Annotated in this window: 14 protein-coding genes and 1 tRNA gene; 8 read left to right on the forward strand and 7 right to left on the reverse strand. The window is 61.0% G+C overall.

Annotation, left to right across the window (positions count from 1 at the left end; all coding sequences use genetic code 11):
• Positions 1-58 precede the first annotated feature (58 nt).
• From KFK14_RS10390 to cobA, 6 genes are all read left to right on the forward strand, one after another.
• A complete protein-coding gene (locus tag KFK14_RS10390; RefSeq protein ID WP_212610733.1) occupies positions 59-1,303 on the forward strand; it encodes a nitrate/nitrite transporter in 1,245 nt (414 codons plus the stop codon).
• A 160-nt stretch (positions 1,304-1,463) separates the two neighbouring features.
• Complete coding sequence (locus tag KFK14_RS10395) at positions 1,464-2,669, forward strand: hypothetical protein (protein ID WP_212610734.1); 1,206 nt, start codon at positions 1,464-1,466, stop codon at positions 2,667-2,669.
• A 210-nt stretch (positions 2,670-2,879) separates the two neighbouring features.
• Positions 2,880-5,405, forward strand: a complete 2,526-nt coding sequence (gene nirB, locus KFK14_RS10400) for a nitrite reductase large subunit NirB (RefSeq protein ID WP_212611117.1) — start codon at positions 2,880-2,882, stop codon at positions 5,403-5,405.
• The gene (gene nirD, locus KFK14_RS10405; protein WP_212611118.1) at positions 5,405-5,746 is read left to right on the forward strand and encodes a nitrite reductase small subunit NirD; all 342 of its coding nucleotides are present in this window, start codon (positions 5,405-5,407) and stop codon (positions 5,744-5,746) included. The genes nirB and nirD overlap by 1 nt, the downstream gene beginning before the upstream one ends.
• The gene (locus tag KFK14_RS10410; protein ID WP_212610735.1) at positions 5,743-8,358 is read left to right on the forward strand and encodes a nitrate reductase; all 2,616 of its coding nucleotides are present in this window, start codon (positions 5,743-5,745) and stop codon (positions 8,356-8,358) included. The genes nirD and KFK14_RS10410 overlap by 4 nt, the downstream gene beginning before the upstream one ends.
• Positions 8,345-9,139: a uroporphyrinogen-III C-methyltransferase gene (cobA, locus tag KFK14_RS10415; RefSeq protein ID WP_212610736.1), complete on the forward strand. Its 795-nt coding sequence runs from the start codon at positions 8,345-8,347 to the stop codon at positions 9,137-9,139. The genes KFK14_RS10410 and cobA overlap by 14 nt, the downstream gene beginning before the upstream one ends.
• 319 nt (positions 9,140-9,458) lie before the next feature.
• Here cobA and KFK14_RS10420 read toward each other — a convergent pair.
• The 3 genes from KFK14_RS10420 to moaA all read right to left on the reverse strand — a co-directional run bounded on the left by KFK14_RS10420 (position 9,459) and on the right by moaA (position 11,358).
• Positions 9,459-9,533 (reverse strand) — tRNA-Asn (locus tag KFK14_RS10420).
• Positions 9,534-9,598: 65 nt separating this feature from the next.
• Entirely contained in the window at positions 9,599-10,375 is a 777-nt protein-coding gene (locus tag KFK14_RS10425) for an NAD kinase (protein WP_070151262.1), read from the reverse strand.
• Positions 10,372-11,358, reverse strand: a complete 987-nt coding sequence (moaA, locus tag KFK14_RS10430; protein ID WP_246524988.1) for a GTP 3',8-cyclase MoaA — start codon at positions 11,356-11,358, stop codon at positions 10,372-10,374. The genes KFK14_RS10425 and moaA overlap by 4 nt, the downstream gene beginning before the upstream one ends.
• A 301-nt stretch (positions 11,359-11,659) precedes the next feature.
• Here moaA and KFK14_RS10435 point away from each other — a divergent pair, with 301 nt between their 5' ends.
• Positions 11,660-13,564 (forward strand): putative bifunctional diguanylate cyclase/phosphodiesterase, encoded by a 1,905-nt coding sequence (locus tag KFK14_RS10435; RefSeq protein ID WP_212610737.1) that lies wholly within the window; start codon positions 11,660-11,662, stop codon positions 13,562-13,564.
• 20 nt (positions 13,565-13,584) lie between these two features.
• On the opposite strand, the gene fdhD is transcribed toward KFK14_RS10435, so the two are convergent.
• The 4 genes from fdhD to KFK14_RS10455 form a co-directional block, all read right to left on the reverse strand.
• Positions 13,585-14,376 (reverse strand): formate dehydrogenase accessory sulfurtransferase FdhD, encoded by a 792-nt coding sequence (gene fdhD, locus KFK14_RS10440; protein WP_212610738.1) that lies wholly within the window; start codon positions 14,374-14,376, stop codon positions 13,585-13,587.
• 11 nt (positions 14,377-14,387) lie between these two features.
• Entirely contained in the window at positions 14,388-16,691 is a 2,304-nt protein-coding gene (locus KFK14_RS10445) for an FdhF/YdeP family oxidoreductase (protein WP_212610739.1), read from the reverse strand.
• A gap of 89 nt (positions 16,692-16,780) precedes the next feature.
• On the reverse strand, positions 16,781-20,248 hold the full coding sequence (gene mfd, locus KFK14_RS10450) for a transcription-repair coupling factor (protein WP_212610740.1): 3,468 nt from the start codon (positions 20,246-20,248) through the stop codon (positions 16,781-16,783).
• Between the two features lie 16 nt (positions 20,249-20,264).
• Positions 20,265-20,531, reverse strand: coding sequence for an FAD assembly factor SdhE (locus tag KFK14_RS10455; protein ID WP_070151442.1), 267 nt, complete (start codon positions 20,529-20,531; stop codon positions 20,265-20,267).
• 90 nt (positions 20,532-20,621) lie between these two features.
• Here KFK14_RS10455 and recG point away from each other — a divergent pair, with 90 nt between their 5' ends.
• Positions 20,622-22,685: an ATP-dependent DNA helicase RecG gene (gene recG, locus KFK14_RS10460; RefSeq protein ID WP_212610741.1), complete on the forward strand. Its 2,064-nt coding sequence runs from the start codon at positions 20,622-20,624 to the stop codon at positions 22,683-22,685.
• The last annotated feature ends 71 nt before the right edge of the window (positions 22,686-22,756 follow it).

Raw genomic sequence — 22,756 nt, forward strand, 5'->3', positions numbered from 1 at the left:
GGTAATGTCCGGCCTGCGGCTTTTTTTGTCCATTTCCTTTATATTGGGGGACGTAAACATGGCTACCGCTGTTTGGGATCGCGACGGAAAGGGGGCAGTGCCCACCGGCGCGACGAGCTTTTGGAAGGCCGGCCACGCGCCGACCTTGATCGCCGCTTTTCTCTATTTTGACCTCGCCTTCATGGTATGGGTGCTGTTGGGACCGCTGGCGCCGATGATTTCGAAGACGCTGGCGCTGACACCGGCCGAAAAGGGTTTGATGGTCGCGACGCCGACCCTGGCGGGCGCATTCCTGCGCGTCGTCAACGGCCTGCTGGTCGACCGTATCGGACCCAAGCTTTCGGGCGCGATCAGCCAGGTGATTGTGATCGTTGGCCTCTTTGTGGCCTGGTATATGGGCGTGAACAGCTTCGAAGGGACGCTGGCGCTGGGCGTCATCTTGGGCTTCGCGGGGGCCAGCTTCGCCATCGCGCTCCCGCTCGCTAGTCGCTGGTATCCGCCTGAGCATCAGGGCAAGGCGATGGGCCTCGCCGGCATGGGCAATTCGGGAACCGTTCTCGCTGCCCTGTTCGCGCCGATGCTGGCCAAGATTTTCGGGTGGAACGCGGTGCTGGGCCTTGCCTGCATCCCGCTCGGCATTGTGTTCGTCGCCTACATGTTGATGGCGAAAGACGCACCCAATCCTCCTGCGCCTAAAAAGATGGTTGAGTATCTCGAGCCGCTTAAATTCGCCGATGCCTGGTGGCTTATGGCCTTTTATTCGGTGACCTTCGGCGGCTTTGTCGGTCTTGCCGCGTCGTTGCCGATCTACTTCACCGACCAGTTCGGCCTGACCCCCATCGTCGCAGGCTATTGCACGGCGGCCTGCGTCTTCGCGGGATCGCTTGTCCGGCCGATGGGCGGCGCGCTTGCCGACGCGATCGGTGGACTTAAGGCTCTGATGATGGTGTTCGTGGTCGCCGCACTGGCGCTCGCCGGGGTTGCCTTCGCGACTACACTTCCGGTGGCGCTTGGTCTGTTCGTGGTTGCCATGCTGGCCCTCGGCACCGGCAATGGCTCAGTGTTTCAACTCGTCCCGCAGCGGTTCCAGGCGGAGATCGGTGTCATGACCGGTCTTGTCGGCATGGCGGGCGGCGTCGGCGGCTTTTACCTCGCATCTTCGCTCGGCTTTGCCAAGCAATTCACGGGCAGCTTCACCTCGGGCTTTCTCATCTTCGCGGGCCTTGCCTTGCTGGCCCTGCTCGGAGTGCTCGCTGTGAAGACCAAGTGGCGTGCGACCTGGAACACCGGCGCGCGCATCTGATTGGGAGGGCCGGGGACTGCCTGTGCCCCGGCCATCTACCCAAGCGCCATTTGGCCTGAGCTTGACGAAGCCCTGCACTTTCAGGGGAAGGGCAGCCTTCGATAGGCTCAGAGCAAACGGAATTATCCTGCATCTCTCGTCCTAAGGGGGGACGAATTCCATGAAAACGCTTCTCGCATCGGCGGCCGTGATGGCCGTCGCAGGGCCGGCTTACGCCAATTCGATCGCCCTCAAGCCAGTTGCCGAAGCCCGGCTGCGCTACGAATATGTCGATCAGGACGGCATCGCCAAGCGGGCCGACGCTCTGACGGCCCGTGTTCGGGCTGGCCTCACTGCTTCCAGCGGTCCGCTGTCGGCGACGCTGGTGGGGCAGGGCACCTTGGCTATCGTCGACAACTATTATGACGGACTGAATGGCGCCGCGACCCGGCCGATCATTGCCGATCCAGACAATGTCGCTCTCTATATTGCGCAGGTCCAATATAGGACCGAGGCTGCAACGCTGACCGCGGGGCGACAGAAAATCGTGCTGGACGACGAGCGTTTCGTCGGCAACGTCGCCTTTCGCGATAATGCGCAAACCTTCGACGCGGTCCGCGCGGAGATTACGCCGGCCAAGGGGCTGAAGCTCGACGTCGCCTATGCCTGGAGCGTCCGGACGATATGGGGTGCGGACGGGATCGGCGCACGGCAGCAGGCTATTGGCGGTGACAATGTTCTGGCCAACCTGTCCTACGCGACGCCGGTCGGGACGCTGACGGGCTTCGCCTATCTTGTCGACCAGGACGAAGCGGCGGTTCAGGCCTTCCGCTTGTCGAGCCAGACCTATGGCGCGCGGCTCGCTGGATCGCGGGCATTTTCCAAGGCGGTCAAGCTTGGCTATCAACTCAGCTATGCCAGACAGTCCGATTATCACGCCAATCCCAACGCCTATTCGGCGGACTATTGGCTTGCCGATACGACACTCGATGTGAAAGGCTGGAAGCTCAATGCTGGCTATGAAGTGCTGGGTGTGGACAAAGGGCTGGCGCTGACCAGCTTTCAGACACCGCTAGGAACCAATTTCAAGTTCCAGGGCTGGGCCGACAAGTTCCTGACCACGCCGCCGAACGGCCTCCGCGATTTTTATGTCGGCGGAGGCTATGGTTGGAAACAGCTTGGGTCATTTACCGGCGTGTCGCTGGTGGCGACCTGGCACCGGTTCGACAGCGACCGGCTCGACCAGCACTATGGAAATGAAATCGACATTCTTGCGGCGGCGAAACTGAACAAGACGACGTTGGCGGTCCGATATGCGCATTACGACGCGAAAACGATGGCTGCTGACACTGACAAACTATGGCTTCAGGCTGACTGGGCCCTCTGATTGCGGGCCAACGCGAGAATCGCTTGAGCGATCTGGCGATTCGCTTTATGTTGCAGTGAAAAGGACAATGTTGTCCTGCGTTCCATAGCCGAAGCGGTTCAAGGTTGAACTGGTGAGGCGCAAATGATGGCAAGGCCGCCATCCAGACCTTCGGTTCTAAAGCCGAGGATCTGGATGGCGGCCTTTTTCTTTTTCGAAAAGGAATGGGGCATGGAATTTCAGGACAAGGCGAGTCCGATAGCGGACGACGAGGCGGAGACGCTCATGCCGGCGCCGGAGGTACGCGAACATCTGGTCGTTATCGGCAACGGCATGGCGGGGTGTCGCGCGGTCGAGGAACTGCTGGCGCGCGATGCCGGGCGGTACCGCGTCACCATCTTCGGGGCAGAACCGCATGTGAACTATAACCGCATCATGCTTTCGCCAGTGCTGGCAGGCGAGAAGACGTTCGAGGAGATCGTCATCAATGATGCTGCCTGGTATGCGGACAATGCGATCGACCTGATCGCAGGCGACCCGGTATCGGCGATCGACCGCGCAGCCAAAACCGTCACCAGCCGGTCAGGCCGGACGGTGGGCTACGACAAGCTGCTGATCGCCACCGGATCGGATCCCTTCATCATTCCGGTTCCGGGCAAGGACTTGCCCGGCGTCATCAGCTTCCGCGACATGAAGGACGTCGACACTATGCTTGCCGCTGCTGAAGCGGGCAAGGCCAATGGCGGCGGCAGTGCGGTCGTAATCGGTGGCGGCTTGCTTGGACTAGAGGCGGCGCACGGTTTGACCCTGCGGGGGATGAAGGTGACCGTCCTTCATATCATGCCCACGCTGATGGAGCGGCAGCTCGACGAGGCGGCCGCATGGCTACTCAAGTCAGCGCTCGAAGGGCGCGGACAGACCATCCTGACTGGCGCCGATACTGCTGAGATCTATGGCGACGGCAGGGTCGAGGGGGTCCGATTGAAGGATGGGCGGGAAATTCCCGCGAACCTGGTGGTGATGGCTGTCGGCATCCGCCCTTCGGTTGCGCTCGCGCGCGAGGCGGGGCTCGATATCGGACGCGGCATCAAGGTCGACGACCATATGGTTACCAGCGACGCCAGTGTGCTGGCAGTCGGAGAATGCGTCGAGCATGATGGTAATGTCTATGGCTTGGTTGCGCCGCTGTGGGAGATGTGCCGCAGCCTGGCCGATGGCCTGACCGACCAGCATAGCGGCTATCGCGGATCGGTGACGTCGACCAAGCTCAAGGTCGCGGGACTAGACGTGTTTTCGGCTGGAGACTTTTCCGGCGGCGACGGCAGTGAGGATATCGTCCTGCGCGACGCTTCGCGCGGCGTCTACAAGCGCGTGATCGTCAAGGGCAACAAGGTCATCGGTGCCGTGCTCTATGGCGATACCGCCGATGGCGGCTGGTATTTCGACTTGCTCAAAAAGGGCGATGACGTCAGCGGCATCCGTGACCTGTTGATCTTCGGCCAGGCCTTCGCTTCAGGAGGTGGCGCGCTGGACCCTAAGGCGGCCGTTGCGGCGCTCTCGGACGATGCCGAGATTTGCGGTTGCAACGGCGTCACCAAGGGGCAGGTCGTTTCCTGCATCGCCAAGGGCGCACATAGCCTGGACGCAGTGCGGGCCACATGCAAGGCGTCGGCAAGCTGTGGTAGCTGCACAGGGCTGGTCGAGAAGCTGCTGGCGCTGACTCTGGGCGGCGAGGTTCAGTCCGGCCCCAAGACGATGTGCAAATGCACCAGCTTTACTCATGACGACGTTCGTCGCGAGATTGTAGCCCAGGGGATGCGGTCTATTCCCGAAGTCCTGCACAAGATGAACTGGTCGACACCGGAAGGCTGTTCCTCCTGCCGTCCGGCGCTCAACTACTATCTACTCTGCGCGCTGCCGGGGGAATATGAGGACGACCAACAGAGCCGCTTCGTCAACGAGCGGATGCACGCCAACATCCAGAAGGACGGCACCTATTCGGTAGTCCCGCGCATGTGGGGTGGTCTCACCAACCCGCGCGAGTTGCGCGCCATCGCTAATGTAGTCGAGAAATACAACGCGCCGATGGTCAAGGTGACTGGTGGTCAGCGGCTCGACATCTTCGGGATCAAGAAGGAAGACCTGCCTGCGGTCTGGGCCGACCTCAATGCCGCAGGCATGGTGTCGGGCCACGCCTATGGCAAGTCGCTGCGCACGGTAAAGACCTGCGTCGGCAGCGAATGGTGCCGCTTCGGGACGCAGGACTCGACGGGCCTGGGCGTCAAGATCGAGAGGATGAGCTGGGGATCGTGGATGCCCCACAAGTTCAAGATCGCCGCATCGGGCTGTCCGCGCAATTGCGCCGAGGCGACGATCAAGGATTTCGGCGTCGTATGCGTCGATAGCGGCTATGAACTGCATGTCGGCGGCAATGGCGGCATCCATGTCCGCGCCACCGACCTTCTGTGCAAGGTGGCGACCGAGCAGGAGGCGCTCGACTATTGCGCTGCTTTCATCCAGCTCTATCGCGAGGAAGCGCGTTACCTGGAGCGCACCGCTCCGTGGATCGAGCGCGTTGGCGTAGATTATGTGAAGGCTCGCATTGTCGAGGACGATGTAGGGCGCGAGGCTTTGCGCGCCCGTTTTCTCTATTCGCAAAGTTTCAGCCAGGAAGACCCCTGGGCCGAGCGTGCGGCCGGCGCCCATGCCGAGTTGCACCAGCATATCGCGCACGTGCGCCCGATGGAGATGGCATGATGATTGGAGATTGGCTCGACATTGGTCCGGTGGACCAGATCACCCCCGGCAACGCCCGTACGCTGCCCGTCGACGGCGGTGAAGAGATCGCTATCTTCCACACCAAGTCCGGCGAATTTTATGCGCTAGTGAACCTCTGCCCGCACAAGCACGGTCCGTTGTCACAGGGCATCGTCCATGGCGGCGTGGTCACGTGCCCGCTGCACAATTGGAACATCTCATTGAGGACAGGCGAGGCGCTAGGCGAGGACAAGGGCTGCGTTCCGGTCATCCCGCTCAAGGTCGATGCGGGCCGCATCTTCCTGTTGCGTGAAGCCGTGATCGGAAAGCGCGCGGCGTGAGCGACGCGGCGATCCGCACGACCTGCGCCTACTGTGGTGTCGGCTGTGGCATCTCTGCGACGCCAACCGGGCCGCGATCGGTCGTGATTAAGGGTGACGACGCGCATCCCGCCAATGCCGGTCGCCTCTGTTCCAAAGGGACGCATCTGGGTGAGACCGTTGGTCTGACAGGCCGGCTGCTGCACCCGATGATCGGCAACCGCCGGACAAGTTGGGACAAGGCGCTGGACCTTGTGGCGAAGCGTTTCCGCGAGACGGTCAATCGCTACGGACCCGACAGCGTGGCCTTCTACGTCTCCGGCCAGCTTATGACCGAGGATTATTATGTCGCGAATAAGCTGATGAAAGGCTTCATCGGCTCGGCAAACATCGACACCAACAGCCGTCTGTGCATGTCGAGCGCGGTGGCGGGGCATAATCGCGCCTTTGGCGAGGATGTGGTGCCTGCAACCTATGACGATCTTGACGAAGCCGATCTGATTGTGCTGGTCGGTTCCAACACCGCCTGGTGCCACCCAATCGTCTATCAGCGGATACAGGCTGCGCGCGCGACGCGCGGAACCAAGCTGGTCGTTATCGACCCGCGCCGCACCGAGACCTGTGAAGGTGCGGACCTGCATCTGCAGGTAAAGCCCGGCACCGACGTCGCGTTGATGAACGGCCTTCTGGCGTGGTGCGATCGCGAAGGTGTGACTGATCCCGATTATCTCGCCGATCATGTGTCGGCGCCTGAGGGCTTCTGGGAGCATATTCGCACTGGTCATGACCTGTGGACAACCGCCAGGACGTGCGAAGTCGCACCGGCGCTGCTGGAGCAGTTCTATCGCCTGTTTGCCGCGACGCCCCGGACCGTGACCTTGTTCAGCCAGGGGATCAATCAATCGATCCGCGGTACGGATCAGGTCAATGCGATCATCAACGCCCATCTCGCGACCGGCCGTATCGGCAAGCTGGGCGCCGCGCCTTTTTCGATCACCGGCCAGCCCAATGCGATGGGTGGGCGCGAAGTCGGAGGCCTCGCCTCGACGCTCGCCGCGCATATGGATTTCGCGCCGGAGCATGTGGAATGCGTAAAGACCTTCTGGGCGGCCCCGACGATGGCGACCGGGCCGGGTCTAAAGGCCGTCGATCTTTTCCGCGCGATCGGCGAAGGGCGGATCAAGGCGCTATGGGTGATGGCGACCAATCCCGCCGTGTCGTTGCCCGACGCGGGCCGCGTACGCGAGGCATTGGAAGCCTGCCCCTTCCTGGTGGTGTCGGACATCATCGCCGACACTGACACCAGCGTCCACGCCCATGTCCGCTTGCCTGCCGCCGGTTGGGGCGAGAAAGATGGCACGGTGACCAATTCGGATCGCACCGTCAGTCGTCAGCGCCCTTTCCTTGCGCAGCCTGGCGAGACGATGCCCGATTGGTGGATCGTCAAGGAAGTCGGACGACGTATGGGTTGGCGAAACGCCTTCACCTATGACCGGCCGGCGGATATCTGGCGCGAACATGCCCGGCTCACGGCCTACCGAAATGAAGGCCGGCGCGTGCTGAACCTGCGCGCGCATGCGACCATTGGCAACGAAGCCTATGACGCGATGGAACCGTTCCGCTGGGGCGGGGGAAGTCCCTTCGCCGACGGTCGGTTCCCGACGGCTGACGGCAAAGCGCGGCTCGTTCTGACGAAGCAGATGGATGTGCCCGCGCCGCTCGGACAATGGCCAATGACGCTCAACACCGGCCGTTATCGCGACCAATGGCACACAATGACGCGCACCGGTCTGTCGCCCAGACTCGCCCGTCACCGCGAGGAGCCGTTGGTGGAAATCCATCCAGACGACGCCCAGGCGCTGGGCTTGAGCGATGGCGACCTTGCCCGCGTGCGGACGCCGCAGGGAGACAGCATTTTTCGCGTCGCACTGAGTGAAGGACAGCGGGTCGGCGAAATCTTCACTCCGATCCACTGGACAGACCAAGTGGCGAGCGGGGGGCGAACAGGTCTGTTGCCGCGTCCTCTGGTCGATCCCCATTCGGGCCAGCCCGGCTTCAAATCCACGCCGGCAAGTGTTGAGAAGGTTACAACGGAATGGAGGGGCTTCCTGATCCTGCGCGGAGACGATGCCGTAAAGTTGCCCTGTCTGTGGTCGACGCGGATCTCAGTTCCGGGCGGTACGCTTTTCGAAATTGCCGGCAATAGCGATCCCGCGCGAATCGAAGCTATTCTGCCCAAGGGCGATCGGGTGGAAGCAATCGACGTATCCCGTGGAACGCGCCGCGTTGCGGCCATCATCGAGGGCAGGCTGGGTGGCGTGCTGTTCATAACGCGCACGGGTCTGTTGCCTTCGCGCGACTGGCTTATTCGGCAGTTGGAGGCTGAAGGCGTCGGCGGCTCTGTACTGGCCGCGCGCGGACCGGGGAGCCAGCCCGACAAGGGCGCGACCATCTGCGTGTGCTTCGACATCGGCCTTAACCAGATCGTCGCAGCCATCCGCGCCGAGCAACTGGTCGATGTCGCCGCTATCGGCAAGGCGCTGGGTGCGGGCACCAATTGCGGGTCGTGCCGTCCCGCGCTCGCTAACATCCTCGTTCAAACTGTGCAGGAGACGCTTCATGCCGCTGAGTGAACTGATCGCCCCTGGAGAGGTTTGGCTGGTCGGTGCCGGGCCGGGCGATCCGGACTTGCTCACCCGCAAAGCAGAAAAGCTGATAACAGCGGCGGACGTCGTGTTTTACGATGCCCTGGTGGGGCCGGGCGTTCTCGACCTGATTCCCGAAGGGGTCGAGCGCGTGAGCGTCGGCAAGCGGTCGGGTCGGCATTCGAAAGACCAGCAGACCATCGATCAGATGTTGGTCGCCGCGTCGCTAGCGGACAAGCGCGTTGTACGGCTGAAGGGAGGCGATCCCGCCATGTTCGCGCGCGCTTCCGAAGAGATGGCGGCGTTGCGCGCCGTCGGGGCTACGGTGCGCATCTGTCCGGGCATTACCGCTGCCAGTGCGGTCGCCGCTTCGGCTGGTCTCTCATTATCGCTGCGTGGCGTTGCGCGCCGGGTCCAGTTCATCACGGCACACAGCCGTAGGGGGCAGGCGCTCGACCTCGACTGGAAGGCGCTGGCTGATCCCGCCTGCACGCTAGCAGTCTATATGGGGCGCGAGGCGGCACCCGAGCTTAGTCGGGCGCTGATCGCTGCGGGGCTGCCAGGGATGACGCCGGCACTCATCGCTTGCGACGCGTCGCTGCCGCAGGAACAGCGATTGCGAACGCGGCTCGATCTGCTGCCGTTGGTCGCCGAAGCCTTTGCCGATGATCGGCCCACGCTGATCCTTATCGGCGAAGCAGTGACCCAGGCGGATATGCAGTCATCGGTTGCGGCGGTCGCCAGCAATTCGGCCATTTGCCAGATTTAGGCAAAGCAGAATTGAAATCTAAGGTCGCCGGTCCTCTCTCTCTCTGCGCAGAGCCAGATGAATGAATGACCGTTGTTGAGAAGTCTAGATCGGTCACTGAACGGCCTTTGGAGCGCGGACATGACTTGGTCATATTAGCGTATCTCAGACCTGCAATCGATAAAGTCCGAATCGGATTCAAGCTTGGAGAGAGATAAATTATCTCAATAATCCAAATAGTTATGATATTTACCCGGCTCAGCGCCTCTCAGTAAAAGAGAGCGAAAATCCGATATAAACCTTTGGAATATAAGGATTTATTGTTGATTTTGGGTGGTGTTGGCTCCCCGAGTAGGATTCGAACCTACGGCCATTCGATTAACAGTCGAATGCTCTACCGCTGAGCTATCGGGGAGCAGCCCGGCTTCCGCTGGGCAGGCCGCGCCTATAGCAGCGGCTTTCGCGCGAAGGCAAGTCCCGTCAGGCGATAAATTGCTCCGCCGCTATCCGGTCGTCCAATGTGTGCTCAGGATCGAAAAGCAGGATGAGCGGCGTTGTGCGGTCAATCTTTACTTCAACGGCGGCGACATCGCGGACTTCGCGCTGATCACCAACAGCGCTAACGGGGCGTTTTACAGGATCAAGAACCGTGAAGCGCACAACCGTAGCATCAGGCAGGATTGCACCACGCCAGCGCCGCGGGCGGAACGGGCTGATGGGTGTCAGGGCCATCAATCCCGAACCCAGGGGCAGGATAGGGCCGTGGGCCGATAGATTATAGGCCGTCGATCCTGCAGGCGTTGCAACAAGCACGCCGTCACAGACCAACTCCGGCAGAACCACCCGGCTATCGACGTGAACCTCCAGCTTGGCGGTCTGGCGTGTCTCGCGCAGCAGAGAGACCTCGTTGATTGCCGGTATGGAAAATTGTTCGCCGTCGACAGTGTCCACCGTCATGCGCAGGGGAAGCACCTTGAACGGCTTGGCGGCTGCGAGCCGCTGTTCAAGCCGCTCCAGCCGCCATTCATTCATTAGGAAGCCGACGGTCCCCAAATTCATACCGAATACGGGTACTATCCGGCGTGCCTCCAGCATTGCGTGAAGGGTCTGCAGCATGAAGCCATCGCCGCCCAGAGCGATGATCATGTCGGCTTCGTGCGGTTCCACAAAATCATAGGAAGCGCGCAGCCGTTCCTCCGCAGCGCGGGCTGCAGGCGCGGGCGAAGCAACAAGGGCTCGCTTTGGTTCGGCGATCATCCGCCTGTCACGTTCATGTGACGCCTGGTCGCACCCTGCGTGCTACCCTGCGTGATGGCGAAACCATGCCGTTCCGGCTTGGCGGCCAATGCCCTGTCGAGCAGAGCGTCGATGGCGCTTGCCCCATTTTCACGAAAGGCGGCCTTTAAATCGATATGATCCTCATGGCCAAGACACATGAAAATCTTACCCTGACATGTGAGACGCATGCGATTGCAACCCGCGCAGAAATTATCCGTCAGCGGCGTGATAAGACCCAATTTTACGTCAGTGCCGTCAACTGCGAAATAGCGGGCGGGTCCTCCAGTCCGGTATTTCATTGGAAGCAATTCGTAGTGCTTGCCTATGGCCGCCACCGCTTCATGCAAAGGCATATAACGATCAAACCGATCCTCGCCGACTTCGCCAAGCGGCATTGTCTCGATCAGCGTCAGATCATGCCCTTGAACAGAACACCACTCAAGCATCGGTACAAATTCGCTGTCATTAATGCCGCGGAGCGCGACCATGTTGATCTTGATAGCTATCCCGGCTGAGCGCGCTGCCGCGAGCCCATCCAGCACCTTATCAATCGCGCCGCCGCGCGTGATGAAAGCGTATTTTTCGGCATCCAGACTGTCGAGGCTGACGTTGATCCGCCGAATGCCCGCACTTGCAAGTGCATCAACATGTTCTGCAAGGTGGGTGCCGTTAGTGGTCAATGTCAGTTCTTTGAGCGCTCCGGTCCGCAAATGGCGTCCGATCCGGTGGGCCAGCTCAGGGAAATCGCGGCGCACCAGCGGTTCACCGCCGGTCAGGCGGATGTGGCGAACCCCGCGCGCAATGAACCTGTCCGCGATGATCGCCGTTTCCTCTAGCGTCAGGACATCTTTGCGCTGCAGGAATTGCATCTTTTCCGACATGCAGTAACGGCATCGAAGATCACAACGATCGGTCACGGAAATGCGCAGATAATCGATGCGCCGGCCAAAGCCGTCGGTCATCGCGCGATCCAGCATCTTTTCCGTACTTTGCATCATGTTTAGCTAGGGCATGGCAAGGCAGGGCGCAAGCATGCGGGTCTTTTCCGGCATGCTGTTCGCAAGGCCGCGGTAACCTCCTCGTGCTAAACCGCCGCGCTACGGCCTGGACAGGACCGGAAAGTAAGAAGGTATCCGATTGACGCGCAGAGACCAACATGACGAAAGCCGGCCGGGGGTGTTTATTCTGTCCCAGCATGATCGGGATGGATTGGCGGGCTTTGCTGGAGAGGCGGGGTGGCGGGTCATTGCGTCAAGGCGTCCGATGGAGGCCGAACAGAGATTTTTGGCAAGCGACGTCCAGATAGTAGTGATCGATGCTCGCCGATCCACTTCACCCGAGCTGTTGGTTGAGCCATTTGCTGGAGCGGTGGAGGCGACCGGCGGCGCGCTTATCGCGCTTGTGGGAGAGGGCGCTGAGAGTGCCGTTCCGCAAATCATGGCGGCGGGGGCGACACATTATCTTGCAGCGCCTTTTGGCTTGGATGCATTTGCCGCGACACTTTCTTCCGCCCAGCGGCTGGTCGAACGGCTGGGTGGCGATGTGAAGCGGGCTGGTGATAGCCGCGCCATCAGGAGAAGCGACGCGCTGCGCTGGCGCTTTGATCGGGAGACCGGGGAAGTCGAACTCAGCGAGGCGCTTGCAGCCGAAATAGCAGGCCATTGCGCGCCAACGCCGCGCTCCTTGCTTAAATCGCTGTCCAGATCGGACCGTGTTGCTGCAATCGCAGCGATCCGTATGGTGGCCTACAGTGGAGGAACTGCTGCATTCGCCCATGACATGGCTGAGGATGGACGTAAGCGCGTAGCGCATCATCTGCACGCTGACAAAGATAGCATCGTTGGAGAAGTGGAATTGCTGCCCGGCGCTACGATATGGCGCAAGCGTGGGCAACGTGACTATCTGACCGGCCTCAGCAATCGCGCGGAAGCTCTGTCGTGGTTGGATGAGGCGTTGATGGAGGCGAAAACCCCGCCAATCATATTGCTCCTCTCAGTCAGTCAGCTTGATCGGGTAAATACTGCCTATGGACAGATGGCGGGTGACGCCTTGCTGGGACGGCTTGCGCGCAGAATGGAGCGTTTGGTTGACGAACTAGTCGGAACCGGAGCGTTGCTTGCGCGCATCACCGGCACGGAGTTCCTGATCGGATTATCGGGAGAGGTAGGCAGTGAAGCCGGGATGGAGCGTGCGAAATTCTTGGCGCGACGGCTGGTCGCTACCATCAGTCAGCCATTTAATGCAGGCGATCATCTGATCAGGCTTACCGGCCGATGCGGGATTGCCGGGGCGAGGAAGGGCGACGATGCTGTCCGATTGTTGCGGCATGCGGCGATGGCTCTGGCCGATGCGCGACAGTCCGATGGTGAGGGCATTCGCATATTTACCCGCCAGAGGCATAGCCGGGAGGTTGACCCGGATCGTCTGGAAGCAGACCTGCGGCTCGCACTCGACCGTGGCGAAATCGATATCGTTTTCCAGCCACAATATGCGACGGGTAATGACGAGCTTCTGGGAGTGGAGGCGTTGGCGCGGTGGACCCATCCTGAACATGGGGCCTTGGGTGCCGGTGTTCTGTTTGCAACGGCGGAACGATCGGATTTTCTGTTACCGCTTTCGGCGCATATTCATGCAGAGTCGCTCCGGCTTGCGGCCGCTTGGCCATCCGGTTTGAATGCGCTGCGTTTGTCGATCAATGTTACTGCGGCGGATATCTCCCAACCGGACTTTCTGGAAAATTTTCTTATCCTCGTGGACCGCAGCGGTTTTCCGCGCGGGCGCCTGACGGTGGAGATCACCGAGAGTGGGCTTGTGGACGATATCGATGCCGTGGCCGTGCTGCTGAACCAGATGCGGGCGGAGGGCTTGCGAGTGGCTATCGATGATTTCGGCACTGGCTATTCCAGTCTTGCCTACCTCAAGGCGCTGCCGCTCGATTATCTCAAGATCGATAGCGGTCTGGCACAGGATATTGCCGGATCGGCGCGTGACCGGATTATCGTGCGCGGCGTGATCCAGATGGCCAGATCCCTGGGGCTAACCGTCATCGCGGAGGGTGTGGAAACCGAGCAGCAGCTATCGCTCCTCGCGCGCGAAGGGTGCGAAATATACCAGGGTTTCTTGCGGTCTCCTGCAATCAGCAGCGATCAACTGGCACAATTGGTCTAAATTTCCGCGAAGGGCGAAATCTAAGGTTTCGGCGGCGCGGCGATACGGAGGATTGAGTCTTCCCGGGCCAGCACCACCAGATCCAGGCCCGCCTCCTGCGCGCGACGGACAGCGAGGTCTGTCGGCGCGGATATGGTGGCAAGCAGGGGGCAATGGGCCAATGCGGCTTTTTCAACCAGATCGTAGGAGCAGCGCGACGACAATAGGGCAAATCCCCCGTCCCACTGCCGCCCTGCCACAAGCATCGCGCCGATCAGCTTGTCGAAAGCATTATGACGGCCGACATCTTCCCGAACGAGCAGCACTTGCCCATCGGCTGAGCACAATGCCGCAGCATGCATAGCGCCTGTTGCGCGATTAAGCGGCTGCTTCGCATAAATATCCTTCAGAGCGTGGAAAAACGCTGAATCCTTGATCCGTGCGGTCTGCTGGATGCGGGGCAGGGGCCGCATCGCCTGGGTCAGATTTTCAATCCCACATAAGCCGCAGGACGAGTCTGCGACCCGGTGACGAACGCGGTCCAGAACATGGGGAGAGCAATCATCGGCGAGATGGACGCGCAGCAAGATGCCCTGATCTGTTTCGTGAGTATCGAAGCCGAGGATGTCCTGCGATTGGGTTATCAACCGTTCCGAATAGGCGAACCCCGTTATCAAGTCGCCAATATCGCTTGGGCTGCCCATCAACACGGCGTAGCCAATACCGTTGAATTCAAAAGCCAGCGGAACTTCCTGCGCCAAAATACGCTCGACCGCCGTGCATGCGCCATCTGGCGTGATGCGGCGGAAACCCGTGATGGGGAAGGATGTCATTATGGCCGGCGTCAGGCGCTACGCCGGATGGTCACCGGGATGGACTTGTAGGCTGGAGTGCCACTCTGCGCATCATAGTCGTCCAGGGGGATCAGGCAATTTGCTTCGGGGTAATAGGCGGCCGTGGAGCCGCGAGCTATGGGATGCGCGATCGCCGTCACTGCTTGCATGACGCGACCCGGTTCGGATTCCACATCGACCAGATCGCCATGGGCGAGATCCAACATGGCCAAATCATCCTGATTGCAAAAAATCACGTCGCGGCGGCCGCTAATGCCCCGATAGCGGTCATTAAAGCCGTAGATGGTGGTATTATATTGATCATGGCTGCGGATCGTTGTGAGGAGAAGGCTGTCGGCATCTCGTGATGGAACGTCGTGCACAATGAAATGCGCCTTGCCGTCCGGAGTATTCCAGCGCCGTTCCGATGCCGCGATTGTGAGCCTGAACCCGCCTGGCGTGCGAACGCGCTGATTGAAATCGCGAAAGTCAGGGAAAACCGCCTCGATCTTGTCACGAATGCGATCGTAGTTCCCGGTTAGCATGTCCCAATCGCTACGTGTCGCCGGCAAAGTGGCCTTCGCCAGACCCGCGACAATGCACGGTTCCGATTTCAAATCAGGTGCGGGCGGTTTCAGCCTGCCCCGTGATGCATGCACCATGGACATGGAATCCTCGACCGTGACCCATTGTGGTCCGGCGGCCTGCATATCCTGCTCAGTCCTTCCAAGACATGGAAGTATGAGCGTTTCCTTGGCCGTGAGCAGGCAGGTGCGGTTGAGCTTCGTGACGATATTGACCGACAGATCGAGCTTGCGAATGGCCGCAAAGCAAGCATCCGGGTCAGGCATCGCCACCGCCAGATTTCCTCCAAGGGATATGAGGGCGTGCGCTTCGCCCCGCTGCATGGCCGCGAGAGCCTGCACAGCGTTATGTCCATGTTTCCGAGGGCTTTGGATTGCGAACGCGGCATCAAGCCGGTCCAGCATCGCGTCACTTGGCAACTCGGTGATGCCGACCGTGCGATCGCCCTGCACATTGCTGTGACCGCGCAAGGGGCAGATACCGGCTCCCCGCTTGCCAATATTGCCTCGCAGCAAAAGCAGATTGGCGATCTGCTGAACATTCTCCGTGCCATGCTTATGCTGGGTGATACCCATGCCGTAGCAGATGATGACCCTTTCTGCCTTGGCATAGATTTGGGCCATGCTTTCGATCGCGGCGCGCACAAGGCCGGATTGGCGCTCGATCCAATCCCAGGACGCCGCACGCAGATATGCTTCAAGCTTTTCAAAACCGGTGCAGTGGTCAGCAATGAAAGGCAGATCAAGAACGGCGGGACCTCCGCTGGCCATGCTGGCGTCATGCATTTCCAGCAACGCCTTCATCATGCCGGAGAGCATTGCGTAATCGCCGCCTATTTTTACCTGGTGATAGGCGGACGCAAGCTGTGTTGCGCCGGGCAGGAGCATTTCGGAGGGGTGCTGCGGCGATTTGAACCGTTCCAGCCCCCGTTCGCGCATTGGGTTGGCGACAATGATCGGAACGCCGCGTTTGGACGCCGCGGCCAGCGTAGACAGCATGCGGGGGTGATTAGTCCCCGGATTATGACCGATACAGAAAATCGCGTCGGCATGGTCGAAATCTTCGAGCGTGACAGTGCCCTTGCCAACACCAATCGATTTGGGGAGGCCAACGCTGGTTGCCTCATGACACATGTTGGAACAGTCGGGAAAATTGTTGGTCCCGAACTCACGCGCGAATAGCTGGTAAAGGAAGGCCGCCTCGTTGGAGGCGCGACCGGAGCAGTAAAATTCCGCCTGGTCGGCATGTTCCAGCGCCTGCAGGGCTGTTCCTGCGCGGGAAAAGACATCTTCCCAAGACGCAGGTACGAAATGATCCGTCGCGGCGTCATAGCGGAGGGGATGTGTGAGCCGCCCTGCATCTTCCAGAGCATGGTCATTCCACTCCCAAAGCTCCGAAACGCTATGCTGGGCAAAGAAGTCTGGATCGACCCGTTTGACCGTAGCTTCCCATGTCACTGCCTTCGCGCCGTTCTCGCAAAACTCGAAGGAGGAGGTGTGTTTCGGGTCGGGCCATGCGCAGCCCGGGCAATCAAACCCTTCTGGCTGGTTCATTTGTAGCAGGGCGCGGGTATCCGTACTGGCGCCCATCTGATCCCTTATGGTGCGCGCGACCGCTCGCAGCGCTCCCCAGCCGCCCGCAGGACCGGCATAGGGATGCACGCCTTCGACAGGAGTTGGCGTTTCTCCGGCAGGGATCGCATCTGGGTGGTTGGCTTTTTCTTTCAACATGGTGCGGCCAATCCCTTCTGTCGGTGATTAGGATATAGGAGGTCTGCCCGATGCACAAAGAGTCAAACAGAAAAGGTTCGTTCGGCTATTCATTGCGCGGCGACTTTTGCCAGCCCCTTTGACAGTTGAAGCGCGCCATTGAGGCGCGACGCGGAATCGCCCCAGCCGCGCGTGATAACCAACTTGCTGTCAGGACGTAGTTTTGCCGTGCCTTCAAGTTTCTGGACATAGGCGATGAGTCCGGGCGGATTAGGGAAGCTGTCGTTCTGGAAGGTAACGAGCGCGCCTTTCGGGCCGACATCGATCTTGGCGACCGATGCTGTCAGGCAGTTCTGCTTGATCTCAATAAGCTTCAGCAAATTCTGGGTCGGTGCAGGAAGTTTACCGAACCGGTCGATCAACTCTGCGGCAAAAGCCTCAATCCCCTGCCGATCCTCCAATTCGTTGATGCGGCGATAAAGGCCCATGCGCAGGTCGAGGTCGGGGACATAATCGTCCGGAATCATGATTGGCGCATCGACAGTGATCTGCGGCGAGAAGCTTTCCTTCGCCCGGTCACGCAGAATGCCGCCCGCCTTGGCGTCCATGATCGCCTCCTCCAGCATTGACTGGTAGAGTTCGAAGCCGACTTCGCGGATATGGCCCGACTGCTCGTCCCCGATCAGATTGCCCGCCCCGCGAATATCGAGATCGTGGCTGGCGAGTTGGAACCCGGCGCCCAGCGTGTCGAGGTCTGAGAGTACCTTTAGCCGCTTTTCCGCCGTTTCTGTGATGATGCGGTCTGCCGGTGTGGTCATGTACGCATAGGCGCGCGTTTTCGACCGGCCGACCCGGCCGCGAAGCTGATAAAGCTGAGCAAGCCCGAAGCGGTCAGCGCGGTGGATGATGAGCGTGTTGGCGCTTGGGATATCAAGCCCGCTTTCAACAATAGTGGTCGAGAGGAGCACATCATAGCGCTTGTCATAGAAGGCAGACATGCGCTCCTCGACTTCGCCGGCAGACATTTGTCCATGGGCGACGATAGGCCGCACTTCGGGCACCTCGTTCCGCAAAAATTCTTCGATGTCGGGCAGGTCGGCGATGCGGGGGACAACGAAGAAGCTCTGGCCACCGCGATAATGTTCCCGCAGCAGCGCTTCGCGGATAACAACCCCGTCCCACGGCATGACATAGGTACGGACGGCGAGGCGGTCGACCGGCGGGGTCTGAATGACGGAAAGTTCGCGCAGGCCCGACATCGCCATTTGCAGGGTCCGGGGGATGGGCGTGGCGGTGAGCGTCAGCACATGGACATCGGTCTTCAGGCTCTTGAGCCGTTCCTTGTGGGTAACGCCGAAGCGCTGCTCCTCGTCGACGATGACAAGGCCCAGGCGTCTGAACTCCAGTCCCTTGGTCAGCAAGGCGTGGGTGCCTACAACGATATCAAGCGTGCCGTCCGCCAATCCCTCTTTGACTGCTTTCGCCTCGGCAGCCGGGACAAGACGGGAAAGCCGTCCAACCTTGAGCGGGAAGCCCTTGAAGCGTTCCTCGAAATTGTTGAAGTGCTGGCGGGCGAGAAGGGTGGTCGGACCGATGAGCGCGACTTGCATCCCGGCCATCGCCGCGACGAAGGCTGCGCGAAGGGCCACCTCTGTCTTGCCGAATCCGACATCGCCGCAGACCAGGCGGTCCATCGGCTTGCCCTCGCCAAGGTCGCTTAAGACATCCGCAATGGCGCGGTCCTGATCGTCGGTTTCCTGATAGGGGAAACGATCGATAAAAGCTGGATATCCAGAGGCGTCAGGTTCGGCGACCGGTGCGGGGCGCAGTGCTCTGGCTGCGGCCGTCTTGAGCAACTCTCCAGCGATCTCCCGGATGCGCTCGCGCATCTTCGCCTTGCGGCGCTGCCACGCCTCTCCGCCCAGCTTGTCCAGGGCGACGCCGTCCGTTTCCGAGCCGTAACGGGACAGAACATCAAGATTTTCAACGGGAACATAGAGCTTGTCGCCGCCCGCATAGCCAAGCGCCACGCAGTCGTGCGGCGCATTGCCGACCGGGATCGACATGATGCCGTCATAGCGGCCGATACCGTGGTCCGCATGAACGACAAGATCGCCAGGAGTGAGGGTCGCCAATTCCTGCAGGAATGCGTCAGCGCTTTTCTTGCGCTTGGCGCGGCGCACGAGCCGGTCGCCCAACATATCCTGTTCGGTGAGCAGCGCGACATCAGGTGCCGTGAAACCGTGATCGAGCGGCAGGACGACCAGGGCAACATTCCCGGAGGCGGCGGCGCCCAGCGCCTGCTGCCAACCGTTGGCCTCCACCATCTTCTTCACGCCATGATCGGCAAGAAGACCTGTCAGGCGGTCTCGCGCGCCCCCCGAATAGCTGGCTATGACAATTTTTTTGGTGCCGAGGCGCAGGGAAGCGAGATGCTTCGCCACAGCCTCATAGATATTGACGTTCTGCGCGCGTTCCGGCGCAAAATCCCTTGCGCTGTCGACGCTGAAGTCGAGCACCCTGTCGCTTTCCGGCTCGTGGAATGGCGAAGTGATATGGATGGCGTGGGTGCGGACAGCATCCTCCCACTCGCCGCTGCCAAGGTAAAGCAGGGCGGGGTCGATCGGGCGATATGCTCCGGGGTTGGCGGACCGGGCCTCCAGCCGGTTGGCGTGATAATCCCTGATCGCCTCGAAACGGGCTTCCGCTGCGCCTGTTACGCCATGATCGCGCACATAGACGGTATGCTCGCCCAGATGTTCGAACATCGGCACCAGCCGCTCCTCGAACAAGGGCAACCAATGCTCCATGCCCGCCAGCCGCCGGCCCTCACTCACTGCCTGATAAAGGGGGTCTCCGGTGGCGGTTGCGCCAAAAGTCTCGCGATAGCGGCTGCGAAACCGCTTAATGCTTTCCTCATCGAGCAGGGCCTCCGAAGCCGGAAGCAGGACAAAGCCTTCCACATTTTCGGTTGTGCGCTGGGTCGACGGATCAAAGCGGCGAACGGTTTCAATTTCATCCCCGAAAAAGTCGAGCCGCAATGGCTGCGGCTCACCGCCGGGGTACAGATCAACAATACCGCCGCGAATGGCATATTCGCCCGCATCATGGACCGTATCGGTGCGGACATAGCCGTTCGCCTGCAGCAGTTGCGCCAGCTTGTCGATTGCGATCCGTTCACCCGGCGCGAGCCGCGCCACCAACTGCCGGATACGGAAAGGGGTGAGGGTGCGCTGGGTGAGCGCGTTGATCGTCGTAAGAACGAGTTGCGGTCCGCGCTGTGCGGTCTGCAGCGCATGAAGCCCCGCCAGCCTCTCCGACGCCGCGCGCAGAGAGGGCGAGGCGCGATCGTAGGGAAGACAGTCCCAGGCAGGAATGCGGATGACGTCCAGTTCCGGCGCGAACCAATGAACCGTGTCGGCAATGGCCTGCATCAATTGTTCGTCTGGCGCGACGAATACGGTACGGCCCGGAGCGGCGCGGGCAATGTCCGCCAGCACCCATGGCTGAAACCCCGCCGGGACGCCGGACAAGGTAAGCGGTGTCTTGGCCTTGATGATTTTCTGCAGGTCGGTCACGGGCGTTTGCGCAAGCTCATGGTTCTATCTGGATGAAGTCAAGTTTTCGAAAGGCATCCATCATCGGCCCTTCAAACTGCGCCGGCACTGGTTGGGTGCCAAGACCCCAGGCCATGATGTCGACATCCTGCTCCTCCAGAAACAGCTCGAACCAGGCGATTTCTGCTTCGTCCCAGCCTGTGCCGTAACGATTGAAAAAGCCGCCCACCATCAGGTCGGCTTCCTTCGTGCCGCGATGCCAGGCGCGAAAGCGCAGTCGGCGGAGGCGCGGATTGTCTTCCATGAACATCCTTGCTGGCCCGGAGCGGGCACGAGAAATTGGCCCGCGGCCATTTGCATGGACCCCGCGGGCTGCGATAGTGGCGAGATAGCCATGCGACCCGACATACTCAATCCGCTGTTTGCCGAAATTTCGGCCCTGAAGGGGGTCGGCCCGGCTTTGGCGCGTCCGCTGGAGCGGTTGGGATTGGCGCGGGCAGTAGATGTGGCGTTTCACCTGCCCATCAGTTGGGTCGACCGGAAACTGACCGACACGCTGGATATGGCCGACGCGGGACGGATTATCGGCATTGTGCTGACGCCAGTGGAGTATAAGGCAAGCGGCGGCACTCGCGCGCCTTTCCGGGTCCATGCAACGGACAGCCAAGGCAATTATGTTTCGCTGATCTTCTTCGGACGGAATAGTGGCTGGCCACGCAAATTGCTGCCGATCGGTGAGCCGCGTTTCGTTTCCGGAAAGCTCGACCTGTATGGGCAGGATTTGCAGATCGTGCATCCGGACCATGTGCTGCCCACCGATGAAGCGAAGGATATCCCGGAGCGGGAACCGGTTTACGGTCTGTCGGAGGGGCTGACCAACAACCGGATGCGGGAACTGGCCGCCCAGGCGTTGCAGCGCGCGCCAGAACTGCCCGAATGGATCGAGCCGAGCGTGCTTGCTCACAGGGACTGGCCCGGTTGGCATGAAGCACTGGCGCGGGCGCATAAGGACCCGGCCGATGCGACAGCAAAGGCGCGCCTTGCCTATGACGAGATATTCGCCGGACAACTGGCGCTGATGCTGGTGCGCGCATCGTCCCGCAAACGGCGGGGCATGCCGGTACAGGGCGACGGGCGTTTGCGATCCCTGCTGAAACTGCCCTTTGCGCCGACGGGTGCCCAGCGGCGGTCGATCGGCGAGATCGAGGGCGATATGGTGCAGGCCACGCCGATGCTTCGATTGCTGCAGGGAGATGTCGGATCGGGCAAAACCCTTGTCGCGCTGATGGCCTTGCTGAACGCAGTCGAGGCGGGCGCCCAGGGGGCGATGCTGGCGCCGACGGAGATTCTGGCCCGGCAGCATTTCGCCACCCTGCAGAAGATGTTGGCCGGTTTGCCCGTCAATATCGCCATTCTGACGGGGCGGGAGAAAGGAAAGGCGCGGGAAGCGACCCTGATGGGGCTGGCCGATGGCAGCATTCACATCCTGGTCGGCACGCACGCCATATTTCAGGAGGCGGTACAGTATCGCAACCTGGCGCTGGCCGTAATTGACGAACAGCATCGCTTTGGCGTCGCCCAGCGCATGATGTTGACGGCCAAGGCCGAACTGACCCCACACCTGCTGGTGATGACGGCGACCCCGATTCCACGCACGCTGACGCTGACCTATTATGGCGAGATGGAGGTCTCCCGGCTGGACGAGATGCCGCCTGGCCGGCAGCCGATTGAAACGAGAGTCCTTTCGGCGTCGCGCCTGGACGAAGTTGTTGAAGCGCTCGGCCGTCATATCGCAACCGGCGGGCAGGCCTATTGGGTGTGCCCGCTGGTGGAGGAAAGCGAGAACAGCGATCAGGCGGCCGCCGAAGCGCGGGCGGAAAGCCTGCGCATGCGGTTTGGCGATGCCATTGGACTTGTTCACGGGCGGATGAAGGGGCCGGAGAAGGATATGGTGATGGATGCCTTCGCCAGCAATCGGACAAAGGTGTTGGTGGCGACCACTGTGATCGAGGTCGGCGTGGATGTGCCGAATGCGACTCTGATGATCATAGAGGGGGCTGACCGGTTCGGGCTGGCCCAGTTGCACCAGTTGCGGGGCCGGGTGGGGCGGGGCGACAAGCCGTCCGTCTGCCTGCTGCTGCGCGGTGGCGCGCTGGGCGAGACATCGCGGGCGCGGCTGGCTTTGATGCGGGAGACCAATGACGGCTTCCGGATCGCCGAGGAAGATCTGAGATTGCGCGGCGCCGGAGAATTGCTTGGGACGCGGCAGTCAGGCGAAGCGCAGTTCCGGCTGGCGAACCCGGAGCAGATCGCAACGCTGATCGATCTGGCGCGGGACGATGCGCGGCTGCTGATCGACAGGGACGGCGGACTGGATTCCGGGCGCGGGCAGGCGGCGAGGACCTGTCTTTACCTATTTGAGCGGGATGCGGCGGTGGGGTTGTTGCGGAGCGGTTAGCGTTCCGCCCTTCCGCCGAACAGCTTCCTTCCCGGATCACAGCGCCCAACCGCACAAGCCCGCTTTTCTGC

The organism is Sphingobium phenoxybenzoativorans (assembly GCF_018286635.1).
GTDB classification, from domain to species: domain Bacteria; phylum Pseudomonadota; class Alphaproteobacteria; order Sphingomonadales; family Sphingomonadaceae; genus Sphingobium; species Sphingobium phenoxybenzoativorans.